This is a genomic window from Sanguibacter keddieii DSM 10542, from assembly GCF_000024925.1.
In the GTDB taxonomy this organism is placed as follows: domain Bacteria; phylum Actinomycetota; class Actinomycetes; order Actinomycetales; family Cellulomonadaceae; genus Sanguibacter; species Sanguibacter keddieii.
In genome coordinates this window covers 1637813-1654199 of the sequence record NC_013521.1, presented here as the reverse complement: position 1 = coordinate 1654199, position 16387 = coordinate 1637813, and the positions used below count along the sequence as shown (strand labels likewise).

Below are 16387 nucleotides of genomic sequence, written 5' to 3'. Positions count from 1 at the left end.
CTGTACTCGACGGAGGCCGAGGGGCGGATGAGACACCGCGAGACTCGTGGAGTGTGGGATGCCACACCTCGGCCTCCGCGAAGAGTTAGGTGAGGCTATCCTCCTCTGTATGAACCTCACGGCGATCCGACGCCCACGCAGAGCACTCGCCCTTCTCTCTGCACTGACCGTCGGTCTCGTCGCCGCGTGCAGCACCGAGACAGCGCAGTCTTCTCCCTCGTCTGAGACCACAGCTACCACGACCGTCACGCACGCCTTCGGTGACACCGAGGTGGGTAGCAGGGACCGCGTCGCGGTCCTCGACGGCGACCGCACGCTCGAGGCCGTCGTCGCCCTCGGCATCGACCCCGTCGCTGCCGTCGTGCCGCCACTCACCGGCGACTACGCGCCGGTGGTGCGTGAGGAGCTCGACGGAGAGCCCGCCGACATCGGGACCTCCGACGGAGGCATCAACCTCGAGGCGCTCGCTGCCGCCGAACCCGACCTCATCGTCATGCAGAGCGAGGGGGCCGAGGATCTCTACGAGCAGGTCTCCCAGATCGCCCCGACCGTCGCCGTCGAGTACACGCCCTCCGGCTGGGAGGAGACGCTCACCCAGGTCGGCAGCTTCCTCGGCCGGGAGGACGCTGCCGCCGACCTCGTCGCCGCGTACGACGGACGAGCCGCCGAGGCCGCAGCGACCGCGCCGCAGGACGCGGGCACGCTGTCGATCGTCCGGGTGCGGACCGACACCGTCCGGTACATGACGCAGGAAGGGTCCTTCCCGTGGTCGGTCGCTCTCGACCTCGGCCGCCAGGCACCGGCGACCCAGGAGCTCGGCGAGGACGGCACGCAGGCGGTCGACGTGAGCATGGAGCAGCTCGACCTGCTCGTCGCGGACGACGTCGTCCTGCTCGTCGACGACGGCGCCGGACCTGCCGCGCAGCAGGTGGAAGACCTGCTGCGCGCCATGGCCCCGGACGCGACGTACTCGCAGATCCCGTCGAAGGACGTCTTGTTCGGGAACGTCCTCACCGCTCAGGCCTTGCTCGACACCCTGACGACCGGCTGACCGCCCCTGCTCCGCAGCTCATCGGTGAGGCCAACGCAGAGACAGTCATAGGCTCATCGGATGAACGCACTCTCCAGAGTCACCGATGCTCAGGTCGATGCCATCTGCGATGCCTTCGTATCGGTGTCGTGGCCGCTCGGGCGCGACGACTTCGGGGCACTCGCGGAGCGCCTCGGGTGGCAGCTGAAGCTGGAGACGTCGAGCGGAGTCCAGCACCGTTCTGGGTACTCCTTGAATCTGCCGACCGTCCGTTCGCTCGTCGCAGACGATGCGATATCCCAGGTCACCATCGCGGTCTCCGACAAGAGCGATGACTCGAGGGCGCTGCGGAGTGCCGCAGACGAGCTGCAGTCAGCACTGAGCGGGCGATGTGGTCAGTCCTCCGGATCCCGGGACGGAGACCACCGCTGGGAGCTGGGCAACGGCGGCAGGATCTGGCTCAGGACGGTGCCCAAGAAGCTGCTGCTCGTCGTGGAGTCGCAGCGATTCGCAGACGTGGAGCGGGGCGAGGAGCGTCTGGGCATCGGCCCCGACCTCTCGCCGGGCGCCGGTGATGCCACCGACTGACGCCGTCCGGTCGACCGTGGCCTCGACGGAAAGACGACACAGACTCGGAGTCTTGGGACTCATCGCCGACGCCACCACCCTGCTCATCTTCTCGACCGCGGCGTCGTGACCCCGACCCCTGGGCGCTGACAGACACCTGACGCGACGGGCTGAGCTGCGCTCGTCCCGAGATCTGGCTCCCGTCGTGCTCGGAGGGCGGATGGAGCCGCGCAGCAATGGAGCTCAGGCCGTCCCCAGGTGCGAGAGGGGTGGCGCCCCTTCCCCCGGGCTCACCAGAAAGGGCTCATGCCGGGTTTCGGGTCGACGAGGTTTCGGGGACAGGTTTCGGTGCACCCGCGGCCGGCGTGTTGCGCTCAGGCTGTCCCAGCCTCGACCTCACCCGAAAACGATCGTTTCCGGGGGCCGTCGACGGTCCGACTAGACCTTCGAGTCGGCTTGAAGGTTTACCGTAGGGCGCTGTGCGCATCTCAGAGGTAGCAGACAGGTCCGGTGTCCCTGCGACGACCCTTCGCTACTACGACTCCATCGGCCTGATCCAGGCTCGGCGAGCGACCAACGGCTACCGCGACTACGACCCGTCCGTCCTGGAGCGCCTGACGCTCGTCGACGCCGCCCAGCGCCTCGACCTGTCCCTCCCGCAGATCGGCGAGCTGCTGACGGCCGTCGAGAGCGAGACCTGCACCCAGGTCCGCGAGACCCTGCACCCCAGGCTCACCGAGCGCCTGCGCGACGTCGACGCGCACCTGGCTGCCCTGCAACTGCTGCGCGAGCACCTGGTGGCCGCCACGCAGCGCGTCGCGGCCTGCCCCGACAGCGGTTCCTCGTGCCGCAGCGAGTGCATGCTGCTCGGCCAACCGCGCTCGACCTGCACCTCCCACGACCCCGCGAACGGAAGCCCCCGATGATCACCCGAGCAGTCCAGTGGTGGGACCGAGTCCAGATCCCCCTCTATCTCGTCGCGATCGCGCTGGGTGCCGTGGTGGGCCTGGCCGCGCCCGGCCTGGCTCCCGCCCTGGAGCACTCCATCAACCCGGTCCTGGCGCTGCTGCTGTTCGCCACATTCCTCGGCGTGCCCCTCGTCGAGGTCGGACGCGGGTTCAGGGACGTGCGGTTCCTCGCCACGGTCCTGGTCGCGAACTTCGTCGCGGTGCCGGTGGTCGCCTTCGCGCTCTCCCGGTTCGTAGCGGACGACCGCGGGCTCATGCTCGGGGTCCTGCTGGTCCTGCTGACCCCCTGCATCGACTACGTCATCGTCTTCACCGGACTGGCCGGTGGAGCTCGCGCACGCCTGCTGAGCGCAGCGCCGCTGCTGATGATCGTCCAGATGCTCCTGCTGCCGGTCTACCTGTACCTGTTCGCCGGCTCTGACGTCCTCGAGGTCATCGAGATCGAGCCCTTCGTCGAGGCCTTCCTCGTCCTGATCGTCGCCCCGCTGGCCGCAGCCGCCCTCGTCCAGGCCCTCGCCCGCCGCCACCGCGCCGGGCGAGCCGTCGAGAACGTCATGGCCGGGGCGATGGTGCCGCTGATGATGGCCACCCTCGCCGTCGTCATCGGCTCCCAGATCGCCGCTGTCGGGTCCGAGGTCGCCGCCCTGGCCCGAGTCCTGCCCCTGTACGTCGCCTTCGTCGTCATCGCCGTGGCTCTCGGGAAGGTCGCCGCCAGGGTCGGGCGGCTCGACGTGCCCGCGACCCGGGCCGTGATGTTCTCCACTGCCACCCGCAACTCCCTGGTCGTCCTGCCCCTAGCCCTGGCGCTGCCGGCTTCGCTCTCGATCGCCCCGCTCGCCGTGGTCACCCAGACCCTCGTCGAGCTCGTGGCCATGGTGATCCTCGTCCGCCTCGTCCCACGCCTCACCCCAGCCCAACCCGCACCCACGACCTAGGTCGGATGCGGCTCCCCGATCAGGCGGAGATACTCAAGGGCATGGGGACCTTCGACTTTCACTCAGACATCCACGAGCTCGACGGCCTGCGCGGACCTGAGGGCCTGGCGGCGGTTGGCCTGTTCATGTCGACCGGGGCCTGGACCGGCAGCCACGGCCGCACCGGCATCGTTCCTCGCGACTTCGCCGTCGGGACGGCAGGCGGCGACCAAGACTCGATCGATCGCCTGATCCGCGCCGGGCTCTGGGAAGAGATCCCCGAGGGGTACCGGATGCTCCGCGGGCCCCACTCCGACCCCGACCTGCCCATGCCGCTGTGGCGCTACACCGACGACGACCTCGGCGACCGGATCTTCGCGATGGACGACACCCCGAACAACTAGCTCGCCGTCCCGGCCTAGGTCTGTGTGCTCGCCCCTCGGCCATCATCGGTTTCGATCGATGCATGGGACGATGAGCAGATGAGCACACTGACCTCGACCACCACCGAGTGCTGTGTCCCGGCGGTCCGCGACTCCCTGGACGTCGGCGCGGCCGAGGACATCGCTCGCGGGTACAAAGCCCTGGGCGACCCCACGCGCCTGCGCCTGCTGGCGCTGGTGGCCTCGGGCGAGGGTGGGGAGGCGTGCGTGTGCGACCTGACCGAGCCTGTGGGCCTGAGCCAGGCGACGGTGAGCCATCACCTGAAGATTCTCGTCGAGGCCGGCTTGCTCACCCGGGAGCGGCGTGGGACCTGGTCGTACTACACGATCCAGCACCCCCGCTTCGACGAGCTCGGCAGGCAGCTGCTGACATCAGCCATGCCCGCATGACACCTGCGGGCCTCACCCTGCGAGCGATGACCCCGAGTGACTGGGGGCGGGTCGCCGACATCTACACGGCCGGCATCGCGACCGGCCAGGCGACGTTCGAGACAACCGTCCCGTCGTGGGAAGCGTTCGACCAGGGCAAGCTCGACACCCACCGCACCGTCGCGGTCGACGCGTCCGGTCTGGTCGTGGGCTGGTGCGCGGTGAGCCCGATTTCGGCCCGGCCGGCCTACGCCGGCGTCGTGGAGAACTCGGTCTACGTCGACCCCGCCGCCGCCGGCCACGGGGTCGGCGGGGCTCTGCTCGCCCATCTGGTCGCCTCGACAGAGGTGACGGGCATCTGGACGATCCAGGCGGGAATCTTCCCGGAGAACACCGCGAGCATGCGACTGCACGCGCGCGCCGGCTTCCGCGTCGTGGGGGTCCGCGAACGCATAGCCCAGCTGAAGGGCACCTGGCGCGATGTCGCGCTGCTCGAACGCCGCAGCCCCCACCCCTGACCTTCCCAGGACCGGCGCAGGTGAACGGCAGTCGAACGTTCGGGACCTCGCTTGCTCTTCTGTATCGAGATAAGTCAATATAGATGCAGACCGATACAGGCTGCTCAGGTGGCCCCCTCTGCGCGATTGGCTCCCCGTGACTGACGTCTCCGCTGCGACCACGACGACCGGCCCAGGCTCACCGCCCCGGCTCTCCACCCTCGACCGCTGGCTGCCGGCGTGGATCGGCCTGGCGATGGTCGCCGGCCTGCTGCTCGGACGCTTCATCCCGGGCGTCTCCGACGTGCTCTCCCGCATGGAGGTCGGCGGCATCTCGGTGCCGATCGGGCTCGGGCTGCTGGTGATGATGTACCCGGTGCTGGCCAAGGTCCGTTATGACAAGGTCGCCGCCGTGACCGGGGACAAGCGCCTGCTGTTCAGCTCCCTGGCGCTGAACTGGATCATCGGCCCCGGGGTGATGTTCGCCCTGGCGTGGATCTTCCTGCCCGACCTTCCCGAGTACCGCACGGGCCTGATCATCGTGGGGCTGGCGCGCTGCATCGCGATGGTCGTCATCTGGAACGACCTGGCCTGCGGTGACCGGGAGGCCGCTGCGGTGCTCATCGCGATCAACTCCGTGTTCCAGGTCGTCGCCTTCTCGCTCCTGGGCTACTTCTACCTCACCGTCCTGCCTGGCTGGCTCGGCCTCGACACCGCAGGCCTGGACATCTCGATGGGCCAGATCGCCCTCAACGTCCTGGTCTTCCTCGGCGTCCCGCTCGTAGCCGGCTTCGCCTCACGGGCCGTCGGCGAGCGGACCAAGGGACGCCAGTGGTACGAGGAGACCTACCTGCCCGTCATCGGACCCTGGGCGCTCTATGGGCTGCTGTTCACGATCGTGCTGCTCTTCGCCCTCCAGGGCGACGCGGTCACCTCGAATCCGCTCGACGTCGCCCGCATCGCCCTGCCGCTGCTGGTCTACTTCGCCCTCATGTGGGGCCTGGGCATCGTGACCGGCAAGACCCTGGGCCTGGGGTACGCGAAGTCCACCACGCTGGCCTTCACCGCAGCAGGCAACAACTTCGAGCTCGCGATCGCCGTGGCGATCGGCACCTTCGGCGCGACGTCCGGGCAGGCTCTGGCCGGGGTCGTCGGGCCGCTCATCGAGGTCCCCGTCCTGGTCGCCCTCGTCTACGTGACCTTGTGGGTCGGGCGGCGCTGGTTCGCCGTAGACCCCTACCAGACCGTCTCCGACCGACAGGTGCAGCCATGACCTCCTCCCTCACCGCCGAGCAGACGTGCGATCAGGTCACCCCTGCGAGCACGAGCATGAGCCTGGACTCAGCCGTGGCCGTCGCGGCGATGCTCAAGTCCGTGGCCGACCCGCTGCGCCTGCGGATGCTGTCCTTCATCACCACCTCCCCGACCGGCGAGGCGTGCGTGTGCGACATCGCGACCGTCGCCGACATCGCCCAGCCCACCGTCTCCCACCACCTGCGCGTGCTCAAGGACAACGGCCTGCTGACCTCCGAGCGGCGCGGCACCTGGGTCTACTACCGGGTCGCACCGGCCCTGCGCGGGGCGGTCAGCACGCTGCTGGACGCCTTCGCCCCCGCAGCGCTGGAGAACCTCACCCGCGCCGGGTCAGCGGTAGGGCTCGAAGACGTCGACGCGATCTTGACCCGCATCGCCGGCGAGCTCGCCCAGCGCTTCGAGCACCTGAGTGCCCAGACCGTCACCACCACGGTGCGCGAGTCCTACACCGCCCTGGCCCGCAGCGCGGGCGTTCGTTCGCACCTGGTGGTGGCTGCTGAGCGCTTCGCCCGCCAGCGCCTCGAAGACCTCACCCGCGCCCAGGCAGCGACCGGCGTGCCGCAGGTGCTGTTCGTCTGCGTGGCCAACGCCGGACGCTCCCAGCTGGCCGCCGAGCTCGTGCGACGCTACGCCGGAGACCGGGTGGTGGTGCGCTCTGCCGGGTCCGCGCCCGCCGCAGACCTCCACCCCGAGGTCCGCGACGTCCTGGACTCCCTCGGCGCGGACGCCGACGCCGCGTTCCCCAAGCCCCTCACCGACGACGCGGTCCGCGCCGCCGACGTCGTGGTGTCCATGGGCTGCGGTGACACCTGCCCGATCCTGCCCGGCACCCGCTACGAGGAGTGGGTCGTGGGCGACCCGGCCCTGGCCTCCCACGACGGGGTGCTGGCGATCACCGAGCAGATCGACGCCCACGTGCGCGTCCTGCTGGCCGATCTGCTGCCCGATCTCGACCTGCCCGCCTGACCTTCATCCGCACCTGACCTGGAGAACGTTCATGACTGAGAACACCGCCCCCGCCAAGCCGTCCGTGCTGTTCGTCTGCGTCCACAACGCCGGCCGCTCCCAGATGGCCGCAGGATTCCTCACCGCCCTGGGCGCAGGCAACGTCGAGGTCCGCTCGGCCGGGTCCGAGCCGGCTGACCAGATCAACCCGACCGCCGTCGAGGCCATGCTCGAGCTCGGCATCGACATCCGCACCGAGACCCCCAAGGTCCTGACCCCCGACGCGGTCAAGGCCTCCGACGTCGTGATCACCATGGGCTGCGGTGACGTGTGCCCGATCTTCCCCGGCAAGCGCTACGAAGACTGGAAGCTCGACGACCCTGCCGGACAGGGCATCGAGGCCGTGCGGCCCATCCGCGATGACATCCAGGCCCGCATCCTGAACCTGCTCGACGAGCTCGGCGTGACCCCTGCACCCCTGACGCCGGCGGCATGAGCATGACCAGCCCCACGCACGAGCTCATCATCGTCGGGTCCGGTCCGGCCGGGTACACCGCTGCCGTCTACGCGGCGCGCGCCGGGCTGGCCCCGCTGGTCCTGGCCGGGTCGGTGACCGCTGGTGGCGCACTGATGAACACGACCGAGGTCGAGAACTTCCCGGGCTTCGTCGAGGGCATCATGGGCCCTGAGCTCATGGAGAACATGCAGAAGCAGGCCGAGCGCTTCGGCGCCCGGATCGAGTGGGACGACGCGACGAGCCTCGACCTCGACGGTCCGATCAAGGTCGTCACCACAGGCTCGGGCGAGGTGTTCTCCGCCCGCGCGGTGATCCTCGCGACAGGCTCGGCCTACCGCGAGCTGGGTCTCGAGGACGAGACGCGCCTGTCCGGGCGTGGGGTGTCCTGGTGCGCGACCTGCGACGGGTTCTTCTTCCGCGACCAGGAGATCGTGGTCGTCGGTGGCGGCGACTCGGCCGTCGAAGAGGCGACGTTCCTCACGCGCTTCGCCTCGAAGGTCACGATGGTGCACCGCCGCGACTCGCTGCGCGCCTCGAAGATCATGGCCGAGCGTGCTGCGTCCGACCCGAAGATCGAGTTCGCCTGGAACTCTGAGGTCGTCGCGATCCACGGCGCGGACAAGGTCGAGGGTGTGCGCCTGCGCGACACCCTCACCGGTGAAGAGCGCGACGTCGCGGCCGGGGGCCTGTTCGTGGCCATCGGTCACGACCCGCGCACCGAGCTCGTCAAGGGCCAGGTCACGCTCGACGACGAGGGATACATCGAGGTGCAGGGTCGCTCGACACGCACCAACCTCGAGGGTGTCTTCGCCTGCGGCGACGCCGTCGACCACACCTACCGCCAGGCGATCACGGCCGCCGGGTCCGGCTGCGCCGCGGCGCTCGACGCCCAGCACTACCTCGCAGACCTCGTCGGTGCGCAGGACTCCCCGACCGAGCTCGTCGAGGCCGTCGACGCCCTCGAAGCGCACTGACTTCCACCTGCTGCATGACGAAGGCCCTCCCGTCCGCGCTCGGACGGGAGGGCCTTCTTCGGCCTACCCCCTGGTCAGGCCGAGTCCGCTGACCGCCCGTGCGCCAGGCCGGTGGCGAAACCAGTCGTTGCCGGTGCGCCGATCGTCAGCAGCTGCGGGGTCTCGTTCGTCCCGCAGCACGAGGTCTCTTCACCGTCGGCCGCGACGTCGGTCGAGCACACACCGGTCGCCGGCAGGTTCAGCTCGACCGCCATCGCGGCGGCGGTGTCTCCGGCCAGGGCAGCGGCGATGGACCGGACCTGCTCGTAGCCGGTGGCCAGCAGGAAGGTCGGCGCTCGCCCGTAGCTCTTCATCCCGGCGATGTAGAACCCGGCGTCGGGGTGGCGCAGCAGCTGCTCACCGTGGGCGGGGACTGTGCCGCAGGAGTGGTAGTTGGGGTCGATGAGCTCGGCGAGACCGGCCGGGCACTCCATGGCGCTGTCGAGGTCCAGGCGCACCTCGCGCACGATGTCGAGGTCAGGGCGGAACCCGGTGGCGTTGACGACCTGGTCGACCGTCACGTCCAGGACCTCGTCTCGGGTGCTGCCCGTGACCCGGACACGCTGACCTTCTCCGCTGATCTGCTCAATAGAGGCGCGCTTGATCAGGGTGATGCGCCCTGACTCGGTGGCCTCCTTCAGTCGCGAGCCCAGCAGCCCGCGTGCGGGCAGCTCGTCGTCGCTCCCGCCCCCGAAGAGCCGGCGGGCCGACCCGCCGCGGATCGCCCAGGTGATCGTCGTTCCCGGCGCGGTCTCGGCGAGCTCGACCAGGGCCAGCAGCGTGTTGGCGGCCGAGTGCCCCATGCCGACCACGAGGGTGTGGGTGCCGGCGAACCGCGCGCGGTCCCGGCCCAGGACGTCGGGCAGGGGGCCGGTGAGGTAGCCGGCGTTCTCCTTCTCGCCAAGGGCTGGCAGCCCACCGGTGCCGATCGGGTTGGTGTGGTCCCAGGTCCCTGAGGTGTCGATGACGGCTCGGGCCAGCACGTCCTGGACCTGGCCCCCGGCCACGATCCGCACGCGATAGGGCTGACGGTCGCGGCCCAAGGAGCGCGTCTTGTCCGCCCCGTCGCGCGTGATGCCGGTGACCTTCGACCCCAGGCGCAGACGCTCAGTGATCTGCGGGAGGGCGGCGAGAGGAGTGAGGTAGTCGGCGACGAGCTCCGCCCCCGTGGGCAGAGTGTCCGGGTCGGGCGAGCGCCACCCTGTGGGCTCCAGGAGCCGGAGCGCGGCCGCGTCGACGTCGTAGCGCCACGGCGAGAACAGGCGCACGTGCCCCCACGAGGAGACCGCAGCGCCGACCGCGTCCCCCTGCTCGACCACCAGCGGCTCCACACCCCGCTCGATCAGGTGCGCAGCGGCCGCAAGGCCAACAGGCCCAGCACCGATGACGACGACGGGCAGGTGGTCGGCGGTCGAACTCATGAGCGCTCCCTGGGACGTGACGTTGGATCGAAGAAAACCGATCCAGTCGATTGTTGCACAGCACCACCCCACCCCGCTCTCACTGACGCCCGCCCCTGAGGGGCACGACGGCTAGCGGGTCCCCTCTCCAGAGGGGTTTCGGGCGCGCCAAAACCACCCCCGCGACCGGCCTGACCAGAAACGGTCACCGATTCAAAACCCGTTTCGGGCGGACACCGTTTCTGGTGGCAGCTTCCAGGGTCCGCACCCTCCACCACCAGAAACGATCGTTTCCGGTGATGACTCCATCCCTTGGCTGAATCGATGATCAACACACGTTGGGCTTCGGCGGCTGCTCGGCCCTGCCCGGCTTGTCCAGAACGTCCATGCAAAGCAGCGCCAACGGTCCAGCGACAGCTGCGGTGACGAGGATCCCGGCGAGCACCAGGCACACCACGGCCCACGACGTCACACCATAAAGCGACCCGGCACCGGCGGCCCCGACCGCTCCACCGGCCAGTGCAGCATTGCTCAGCAAACTCATCCCACGGCCAGCCCGTACTGAGGTGCTGACCTCGGCCACCACCGCCTCGTCCACTGGTGTGAGGGCAGCCCAAGATGCACTCGTCAGGATCCACAGCGCGGCGATGGCGACCGGCCCAGGTGCCGCAGCGAGCCCCGCTGCGCAGATCGCCGAGGCCCCCGCCCCCACCATGTAGATCCTCCTGCGCCCCCAGTGCCCTGTGAGGCGGTGCAGTGGCCCGGGGAGAACGGTCAGAGCGATGCCACCGGGCAGAAACACCAGGGCAATCTGGAAGACATCGAGCTCGGTCGTCATCTGAAGGTGCAGCAGGACGAGGAGGCCGATGCCAGCTTCCGCGATGCTCATCAATGCGACGACCGCGAGCAAGGGGCCAAGACGCTGAAGGTCATTCCTGGCGCTGTCCGTCGACGAGTCCGCGGGCCGAAACGTGCTCTCGGCACGCAAGAGGAGTGCGGCCGACCCGACCAGGCACGTGGCACCGAACGCTGCGAACAAGGCCCGGTAGCCGACGATCGGCAGCAGGACCATCGCTGGAACCCAGACGATCCAGGCGACGAGAGCGATCCTCGAGAACAAGTGCGCGAAAGCACCACCGTCGTCGACGAGGTGCTCGGCCGTGATCGCGCGCACCGCGACCCACAACAGCGCCCCACCTATCCCGGTCGTCCCTGCCGCGAGGAGAGCGACCTCGATCCCTGGCGCGAGGGCGTAACCGAAGCAGCCGAGTCCGTAGAGCAGCGAGCCCGCGGCGGCGACCCGGGCGCGTTCGCGGTGATCGGCCAACCACCCGGCGAACGGGCGCGCGATGAATGACACCACGAGCTCGAGGGCGACGAGCACGCCGATCTGCGCAGGGGAGGCACCCAGGGCCGATCCCGCCCACAGTGGGAGCAGGAAGTCGAGGACGTCACCTGATCCCCCGACGAGCGCAGCCGCCAAGACCGCAGATCGCTGCCGTGCGCTGCGCTGCCCCATCGACCGAGACTAGCGAACCCTCACCGCCAGAACGGCAACAACATGCTGTCCTCGCGGGGCCCGCCACCAGAAACGATCGTTTCCGGTGGGGCGGAGTGCCTCCCGAGACGGCGACACCTTGGGAACGCGGCAACGGCACGGACCAGCTGTTGCTGGGCCGCGCCGTTGTTGGTGGCACCGTTCCGTTCGAGACCGGCTGCACGCTCGTTAGACGAGGAGTCACGCGAGTAGAGGGGGGGCGAGGGGCGTCGTGGTGACGCCAGTCGGCCCTCGGATCACTCGGGGATCGCGAATCCGTAGTTGTCGAGGTTCAGGGTGTTGGAGTCGGGTCCGCCGCGCACGCCAGTGTCGAGGGCGTCGATCGCCGCGATCTCCGCCGGGGCGAGGGAGAAGTCGAACACGTCGAAGTTCTCCGCGATGCGGTGCGCCTTGACCGACTTCGGGATGGCAGAGAAGCCGTGGTCGATGTGCCACCGGAGCATGACCTGGGCCGGGGTCTTGCCGTAGCGCCCGGCCAGGTCGGTCAGGACGGGCTCGGTGAAGGGGTTCTTGGTGGAGTCACCGTAGGTGTACGACCCGCCGATCGGCGACCACGACTGGGTCAGGACGCCGTACTGGTCGTTGGCCACGCGCCACTGGGGCTGGGAGAAGTAGGGGTGCACCTCGATCTGGTTGACCGCTGGCACCACCGAGGATGCGTCGACGATCGCCTGCAGCTGGCTGGGCATGAAGTTGGAGACACCGATCGCGCGGACGCGGCCGTCGGCGAGCAGGGTCTCGAGCGCACGGTAGGCGGCGATCGTCTTGTCGAACTCGTCGGCGAGGGGCTGGTGGAGCACCAGGAGGTCGATCTGGTCGACGTCGAGCTTGCGGCGGCTCTTCTCGAAGCCTCGCAGCGTCTCCTCGTAGCCGTAGTCGCTCATCCAGATCTTCGTCTCGACGAAGATCTCGGAACGCTCGACGCCAGAGCGCTTGATGCCTTCGCCGACCTCACGCTCGTTGAAGTAGGCAGCGGCGGTGTCGATGTGCCGGTAGCCGGTCTGCAGTGCGGAGACGACCGCGGCGGTGGTCTCCTCGGGCGAGCTCTGGTAGACGCCGAGCCCGAGGGCAGGCATGGTCACGCCGTTGTTCAGCGTCACGTGGAGCTGCTGGTCAGCCATAGGTGGCTCCTCTTGTGTGTTGAGCGGTAGTCAGACGGTGAAAGGGGCCCGCGATGAGTCGTCGCGGTGCCCCCCTGGGTCAACCGGCGGGACCACGCGTCGTAAGGTTCTCGACGCGGGGCCTCCGCCGGCTGCGGGGTGCTGGGTGACTCAGCGGTTCACGGCACGGAACTCGGTGAACTCGGTGGCGATGCCGTACTGCTCGCGGAAGCTGTCGCTGACCGGCCCGAGCATGGTGTCTGCGGGGTCAGTCCCACGGGGGGGAGGTTGGCCTCGGCGTAGCGGGCTCCGTGCCCGCCGGCGGGCAGGATCGCGGCGATGAGGTCGAGGTCGTTCGGGGTCAGCGTCACGTCGACTGCGCCGACGTTCTCGGCGATGCGCGCCTGGGAGCGGGTTCCGGGGATCGGGACGATCCGCTCGCCCTGGGCCAGGAGCCAGGCCAGGGCCAGCTGGGCGACGGTCGCGCCCTTGGACGTGGCCAGCTCGGTCAGCTGCGCGGTGGCCTCGAGGTTCTTCTCGAAGTTGCCGGGCTGCCAGCGCGGGTCGGTGCGGCGCATGTCGGTCTCGTCGTACTCGTGGGCCGGTCGCGCGGTGCCGGTGAGGAACCCACGCCCCAGAGGCGAGTAGGGGACGAATCCGATCCCGAGGTCGGTGAGCGTGGGGAAGATCGCCTCGACGTCGCGCTCGAAGAGGGAGTACTCGGTCTGGAGCACCGAGACGGGCTGGACCGCGTGAGCGCGGCGGATCGTGGCAGGGCCGGCTTCGGAGAGGCCGAAGTACTTGACCTTGCCTGCGTCGATGAGCTCCTTGACGGTGCCGGCGACGTCCTCGATCGGCACGTCCGGGTCCACGCGGTGCTGGTAGAAGAGGTCGACGTAGTCGACCCCCAGGTAGCGCAGGCTGTTGTCGAGGACCTCGCGGATGCGCTCGGGGCGGCTGTCCTGGCCGTAGTCGTGGGTGAACCCGAACTTCGTCGCGATCTGGATGTCGTCGCGGAAGCCCTTGACCGCCTGGCCCACGATCTTCTCGTTCTCGCCCCACCCGTAGAGCTCTGCGGTGTCGAAGAACCTCACGCCCAGGTCGTAGGCCTTCGCGATGGTGGCTGCACCCTCCTGCTGGTCTCCGGGGCCGTAGGCGATGGAGATGCCCATCGCGCCGTAACCGATGGCTGAGGTCTCCAGGCCCTGCTGGCCGAGCTGTCGCTTCTGCATGGTCATTCCCTTCCGTCGAGAGACTTCACTGTACGCCACTTCTGTCACTCTATGACAGTTGCTTCGCGAGCCGCCACCTCTGGACTAGGATGGGGGCATGACAGAGGCAACGCGGGCACCGGCATCAGGGCTCAGGAGCGTCACGCGCGCCTCGGCACGAGAGCACGTCGCCGAGCAGGCGCTGCGCCTGTTCGACGAGCGCGGCTTCGACCAGACGACCATCGAAGACATCGCCTCGGCCGTGGGCATGTCCACGCGGAGCTTTTTCCGCTACTTCCCCGTGAAGGAGGACGTGGTCATCGGCGACCCGGCCCCCTTCGGGCTGCTCGTGCGCGACGCCGCGCAGACCCGCCCCACCGACGAGCCGGTCTGGCAGGTGCTCCGGAACGCCTTCGCGCCGGTCGAGGAGAGCACCGCCGCCGGGACCGCGACCGGCCTGCGGACGATGCGGGTCATGATGAGCACAGCCTCGCTCCGGGCACGCAACCTCGAGAAGCACATCGCCTGGGCCGCGCTCCTCGAGCCGGTCATCATCGACCGGCTCGACGGCCCCGAGGACAGCAGGGCGTTCCGCGCCCAGACCCTCATCCACACCGCGCTGGCGTGCCTGGACGTCGCTCTCGCCGAGTGGACTCGTCGCGACGGTGCGACGCCCGTGGGCGAGCTCCTCGACAGGGCTTTCGCGACCGCGCGCGCCTGAGACCGCGTCAGCAGAGGCTTCAGCGCCGCGAGACGTCGTAGGTCACGCGCAGGAGCCCGTCGCCGTCGGTCGAGTGGTGGCCACGGAGCGTCAGCAGGACGTCGCGGTCGAGGTCTCCGAAGAGACGGCTCCCGCGACCGAGGAGCACCGGCGCGACGGACACGGTGATCTCGTCGACGAGACCCGCCGAGACGAACGACTGGATGGTCCGGCCGCCGTCGACGTAGACACGTTCGGCTCCGGTGCGTGCGAGCAGGTCGCTGGCCTCGTCGACGGAGCGCACCACCTGGGCGCGGTCGCTGGCGTCGAGCGTCGTGCTGAGCACGATGACGGTCTTGCCCTCGAACGGCCACTCGTCGAAGCCTGACACCGTGTCGTACGTCGTCCGTCCCATGACGAGAGTGTCGATGGTCGGGAAGAACGTCTTCCAGACCAGAGCAGGGTGCGCCCCCTCCTCGGCTGCGTGGCCTCGCGGCTCGGGGGCGGTGAGCCAGGAGAGGTCGCCGTCGGGCTTGGCGATGTAGCCGTCGAGGCTCGTCCCGATGAAGACGCATCCGCGCCAGGTGCGGGTCATGGTCGTGCCCATTCCTCGAGGAGGTTGTCGATGGTCTGTTCGGGTGATGTGGGGTCGAGAGAGACCGCTTGCCGGTAGAGACTCCCGTGGAGGGCGTCGAGCACGGTGAGGGCGGCTGCGCGGTGGTCGAGGTCAGCGCGGAGTGAGAGATGCGCGAGCAGGCTCTCGATGTACCGCGCCTGCTTGTCCCAGCCTTCACGGAGCAGCTCCACCGCCTCTGGAGACCACAGGTCTCGCATGAGCTCCCCGAGCCCGGTGATCGCAGCAGACGACGACGCTGTCGCGAAGTTCGCCCGGCCGTACGCCCGCAGCTCGTCGAGAGCGTGCTCGGGGTCGGCCGGAGCAGACGGCACGGTGTCGATCCAGCGTCGCGAGAGGGCGTGCAGCAGGCGCTCCTTGGACCCGAAGCGCTTGATGAGGCCTGCGGCGCTGATCCCCGCGGCCGGTGCGACGTCGCCGAGGCCCCAGGGCTCGGTCGAGGTGCGCTGGGACAGGGCGGCGCCGATGCGGTCCAGCAGCTCGGCGTCGGTGGATCGGGGCGGGCGACTCATGGGATTAGTAAATCACAATTGATTAACGGCCTGCCACCCCGCGCTCAGCGCCAGCGGAACCCGTCGACGACCTGCGCGACACCCGGGATCCGCCGCACGGCCTCGAGCAGCGCGAGCCCGACCCCGGTGCCCACCACGTTGAAGAGCAGGTCGTTCACGTCGGCGACGTGACCGCCACCGAGGAGGTTCGCCGTCAGGTACTGCGACACCTCGATGAGCAGGCTCAGGCCCGCCCCCAGGAGCAGCACCCGCCACCACGGCGCACGCACGAAGAACAGCGGGAGCAGCACCCCCAGCGGGACGAAGACCACGACGTTCGTCACGGCGTCGACGACCTCGTAGTCGACCAGCGGCACCAGGTTGAGGTACGTGTCCCACGGCTGGTCAGAGAAGGGCTTGTCGAGGAAGATCGGGAACACCGTATTCGCGAGCACCCCCGCCAGGTATACGCACAGCGCCAACGAGACCGCTGCGCGCTGCGGGGTGAGCCGCGCGCGTCGGTGCAGCGACCACAGCAAGACCGCGAACGCCAGCGTGGCGACGGGGACGACGACCGGTAGCACCGGGACCTGATGAAACACCTGAGCTGCTCCCAGTCGTGGGTCGAGATGGCAGTGTCCACCTGCGCACCGGGACCCCGGGCGCAGCGTAGGCACGGGACACCGCTCTGACCTGCAGAGCGGTGTCCCTCCGAC

At 69.3% G+C, this 16387-nt stretch carries 19 protein-coding genes; 12 read left to right on the top strand and 7 right to left on the bottom strand.

What is annotated here, in order from left to right:
• Positions 1-271: 271 nt before the first annotated feature.
• The 11 genes from SKED_RS07230 (at position 272) to trxB (ending at position 8538) form a co-directional block, all read left to right on the top strand.
• Positions 272-1051, top strand: a complete 780-nt coding sequence (locus SKED_RS07230; protein ID WP_169310138.1) for an ABC transporter substrate-binding protein — start codon at positions 272-274, stop codon at positions 1049-1051.
• Between the two features lie 60 nt (positions 1052-1111).
• Positions 1112-1618: a DUF6301 family protein gene (locus SKED_RS07225; RefSeq protein WP_012866478.1), complete on the top strand. Its 507-nt coding sequence runs from the start codon at positions 1112-1114 to the stop codon at positions 1616-1618.
• A gap of 458 nt (positions 1619-2076) precedes the next feature.
• The gene (locus SKED_RS07220; protein ID WP_012866477.1) at positions 2077-2523 is read left to right on the top strand and encodes a MerR family transcriptional regulator; all 447 of its coding nucleotides are present in this window, start codon (positions 2077-2079) and stop codon (positions 2521-2523) included.
• Positions 2520-3500, top strand: a complete 981-nt coding sequence (locus tag SKED_RS07215) for an arsenic resistance protein (protein WP_012866476.1) — start codon at positions 2520-2522, stop codon at positions 3498-3500. Before SKED_RS07220 ends, SKED_RS07215 begins: the two co-directional genes overlap by 4 nt.
• 41 nt (positions 3501-3541) lie before the next feature.
• Positions 3542-3883, top strand: a complete 342-nt coding sequence (locus tag SKED_RS07210; protein WP_143755686.1) for a hypothetical protein — start codon at positions 3542-3544, stop codon at positions 3881-3883.
• A gap of 78 nt (positions 3884-3961) precedes the next feature.
• Positions 3962-4312 (top strand): ArsR/SmtB family transcription factor, encoded by a 351-nt coding sequence (locus SKED_RS07205; RefSeq protein WP_012866474.1) that lies wholly within the window; start codon positions 3962-3964, stop codon positions 4310-4312.
• Positions 4309-4809: a GNAT family N-acetyltransferase gene (locus SKED_RS07200; protein WP_012866473.1), complete on the top strand. Its 501-nt coding sequence runs from the start codon at positions 4309-4311 to the stop codon at positions 4807-4809. The genes SKED_RS07205 and SKED_RS07200 overlap by 4 nt, the downstream gene beginning before the upstream one ends.
• Positions 4810-4945: 136 nt before the next feature.
• Positions 4946-6061, top strand: a complete 1116-nt coding sequence (gene arsB / locus SKED_RS07195) for an ACR3 family arsenite efflux transporter (protein ID WP_012866472.1) — start codon at positions 4946-4948, stop codon at positions 6059-6061.
• Complete coding sequence (locus SKED_RS07190) at positions 6058-7068, top strand: metalloregulator ArsR/SmtB family transcription factor (RefSeq protein WP_012866471.1); 1011 nt, start codon at positions 6058-6060, stop codon at positions 7066-7068. The genes arsB and SKED_RS07190 overlap by 4 nt, the downstream gene beginning before the upstream one ends.
• A 31-nt stretch (positions 7069-7099) precedes the next feature.
• The gene (locus tag SKED_RS07185) at positions 7100-7543 is read left to right on the top strand and encodes an arsenate reductase ArsC (RefSeq protein ID WP_012866470.1); all 444 of its coding nucleotides are present in this window, start codon (positions 7100-7102) and stop codon (positions 7541-7543) included.
• Positions 7540-8538, top strand: coding sequence for a thioredoxin-disulfide reductase (gene trxB, locus SKED_RS07180; protein WP_012866469.1), 999 nt, complete (start codon positions 7540-7542; stop codon positions 8536-8538). Before SKED_RS07185 ends, trxB begins: the two co-directional genes overlap by 4 nt.
• A 74-nt stretch (positions 8539-8612) precedes the next feature.
• On the opposite strand, the gene SKED_RS07175 is transcribed toward trxB, so the two are convergent.
• From SKED_RS07175 to SKED_RS07160, 4 genes are all read right to left on the bottom strand, one after another.
• Positions 8613-9998, bottom strand: a complete 1386-nt coding sequence (locus SKED_RS07175; RefSeq protein ID WP_012866468.1) for an FAD-dependent oxidoreductase — start codon at positions 9996-9998, stop codon at positions 8613-8615.
• Between the two features lie 307 nt (positions 9999-10305).
• Positions 10306-11496 carry an MFS transporter gene (locus tag SKED_RS07170; protein ID WP_012866467.1) on the bottom strand — a complete coding sequence of 397 codons (1191 nt, stop codon included), beginning with the start codon at positions 11494-11496 and terminating at the stop codon, positions 10306-10308.
• Between the two features lie 275 nt (positions 11497-11771).
• The gene (locus tag SKED_RS07165; protein WP_012866466.1) at positions 11772-12656 is read right to left on the bottom strand and encodes an aldo/keto reductase; all 885 of its coding nucleotides are present in this window, start codon (positions 12654-12656) and stop codon (positions 11772-11774) included.
• A 158-nt stretch (positions 12657-12814) separates the two neighbouring features.
• The gene (locus SKED_RS07160) at positions 12815-13867 is read right to left on the bottom strand and encodes an aldo/keto reductase (RefSeq protein ID WP_081448063.1); all 1053 of its coding nucleotides are present in this window, start codon (positions 13865-13867) and stop codon (positions 12815-12817) included.
• A gap of 97 nt (positions 13868-13964) precedes the next feature.
• Between SKED_RS07160 and SKED_RS07155 the strand changes: the two genes are divergently transcribed.
• Complete coding sequence (locus SKED_RS07155) at positions 13965-14567, top strand: TetR family transcriptional regulator (protein WP_012866464.1); 603 nt, start codon at positions 13965-13967, stop codon at positions 14565-14567.
• Between the two features lie 19 nt (positions 14568-14586).
• On the opposite strand, the gene SKED_RS07150 is transcribed toward SKED_RS07155, so the two are convergent.
• From SKED_RS07150 to SKED_RS07140, 3 genes are read right to left on the bottom strand one after another with little or no spacing between them, the layout of a single operon-like run.
• The gene (locus SKED_RS07150) at positions 14587-15141 is read right to left on the bottom strand and encodes a dihydrofolate reductase family protein (protein ID WP_012866463.1); all 555 of its coding nucleotides are present in this window, start codon (positions 15139-15141) and stop codon (positions 14587-14589) included.
• Complete coding sequence (locus SKED_RS07145; protein WP_012866462.1) at positions 15138-15692, bottom strand: TetR/AcrR family transcriptional regulator; 555 nt, start codon at positions 15690-15692, stop codon at positions 15138-15140. The genes SKED_RS07150 and SKED_RS07145 overlap by 4 nt, the downstream gene beginning before the upstream one ends.
• Before the next feature lie 44 nt (positions 15693-15736).
• Positions 15737-16273 (bottom strand): VanZ family protein, encoded by a 537-nt coding sequence (locus SKED_RS07140; protein ID WP_143755685.1) that lies wholly within the window; start codon positions 16271-16273, stop codon positions 15737-15739.
• Between the last annotated feature and the right edge of the window lie 114 nt (positions 16274-16387).

What these genes read in the sequence shown, in the direction of transcription:
- SKED_RS07175 (WP_012866468.1), bottom strand. Translation starts at nt 9,998, where the DNA reads ATGAGTTCGACCGCCGACCACCTGCCCGTCGTCGTCATCGGTGCTGGG.
- SKED_RS07225 (WP_012866478.1), top strand. Translation starts at nt 1,112, where the DNA reads ATGAACGCACTCTCCAGAGTCACCGATGCTCAGGTCGATGCCATCTGC.
- SKED_RS07145 (WP_012866462.1), bottom strand. Translation starts at nt 15,692, where the DNA reads ATGAGTCGCCCGCCCCGATCCACCGACGCCGAGCTGCTGGACCGCATC.
- SKED_RS07165 (WP_012866466.1), bottom strand. Translation starts at nt 12,656, where the DNA reads ATGGCTGACCAGCAGCTCCACGTGACGCTGAACAACGGCGTGACCATG.
- trxB (WP_012866469.1), top strand. Translation starts at nt 7,540, where the DNA reads ATGAGCATGACCAGCCCCACGCACGAGCTCATCATCGTCGGGTCCGGT.
- SKED_RS07190 (WP_012866471.1), top strand. Translation starts at nt 6,058, where the DNA reads ATGACCTCCTCCCTCACCGCCGAGCAGACGTGCGATCAGGTCACCCCT.
- SKED_RS07160 (WP_081448063.1), bottom strand. Translation starts at nt 13,867, where the DNA reads ATGCAGAAGCGACAGCTCGGCCAGCAGGGCCTGGAGACCTCAGCCATC.
- SKED_RS07185 (WP_012866470.1), top strand. Translation starts at nt 7,100, where the DNA reads ATGACTGAGAACACCGCCCCCGCCAAGCCGTCCGTGCTGTTCGTCTGC.
- SKED_RS07205 (WP_012866474.1), top strand. Translation starts at nt 3,962, where the DNA reads ATGAGCACACTGACCTCGACCACCACCGAGTGCTGTGTCCCGGCGGTC.
- SKED_RS07200 (WP_012866473.1), top strand. Translation starts at nt 4,309, where the DNA reads ATGACACCTGCGGGCCTCACCCTGCGAGCGATGACCCCGAGTGACTGG.
- SKED_RS07215 (WP_012866476.1), top strand. Translation starts at nt 2,520, where the DNA reads ATGATCACCCGAGCAGTCCAGTGGTGGGACCGAGTCCAGATCCCCCTC.
- SKED_RS07210 (WP_143755686.1), top strand. Translation starts at nt 3,542, where the DNA reads ATGGGGACCTTCGACTTTCACTCAGACATCCACGAGCTCGACGGCCTG.
- SKED_RS07150 (WP_012866463.1), bottom strand. Translation starts at nt 15,141, where the DNA reads ATGACCCGCACCTGGCGCGGATGCGTCTTCATCGGGACGAGCCTCGAC.
- SKED_RS07170 (WP_012866467.1), bottom strand. Translation starts at nt 11,496, where the DNA reads ATGGGGCAGCGCAGCGCACGGCAGCGATCTGCGGTCTTGGCGGCTGCG.
- SKED_RS07155 (WP_012866464.1), top strand. Translation starts at nt 13,965, where the DNA reads ATGACAGAGGCAACGCGGGCACCGGCATCAGGGCTCAGGAGCGTCACG.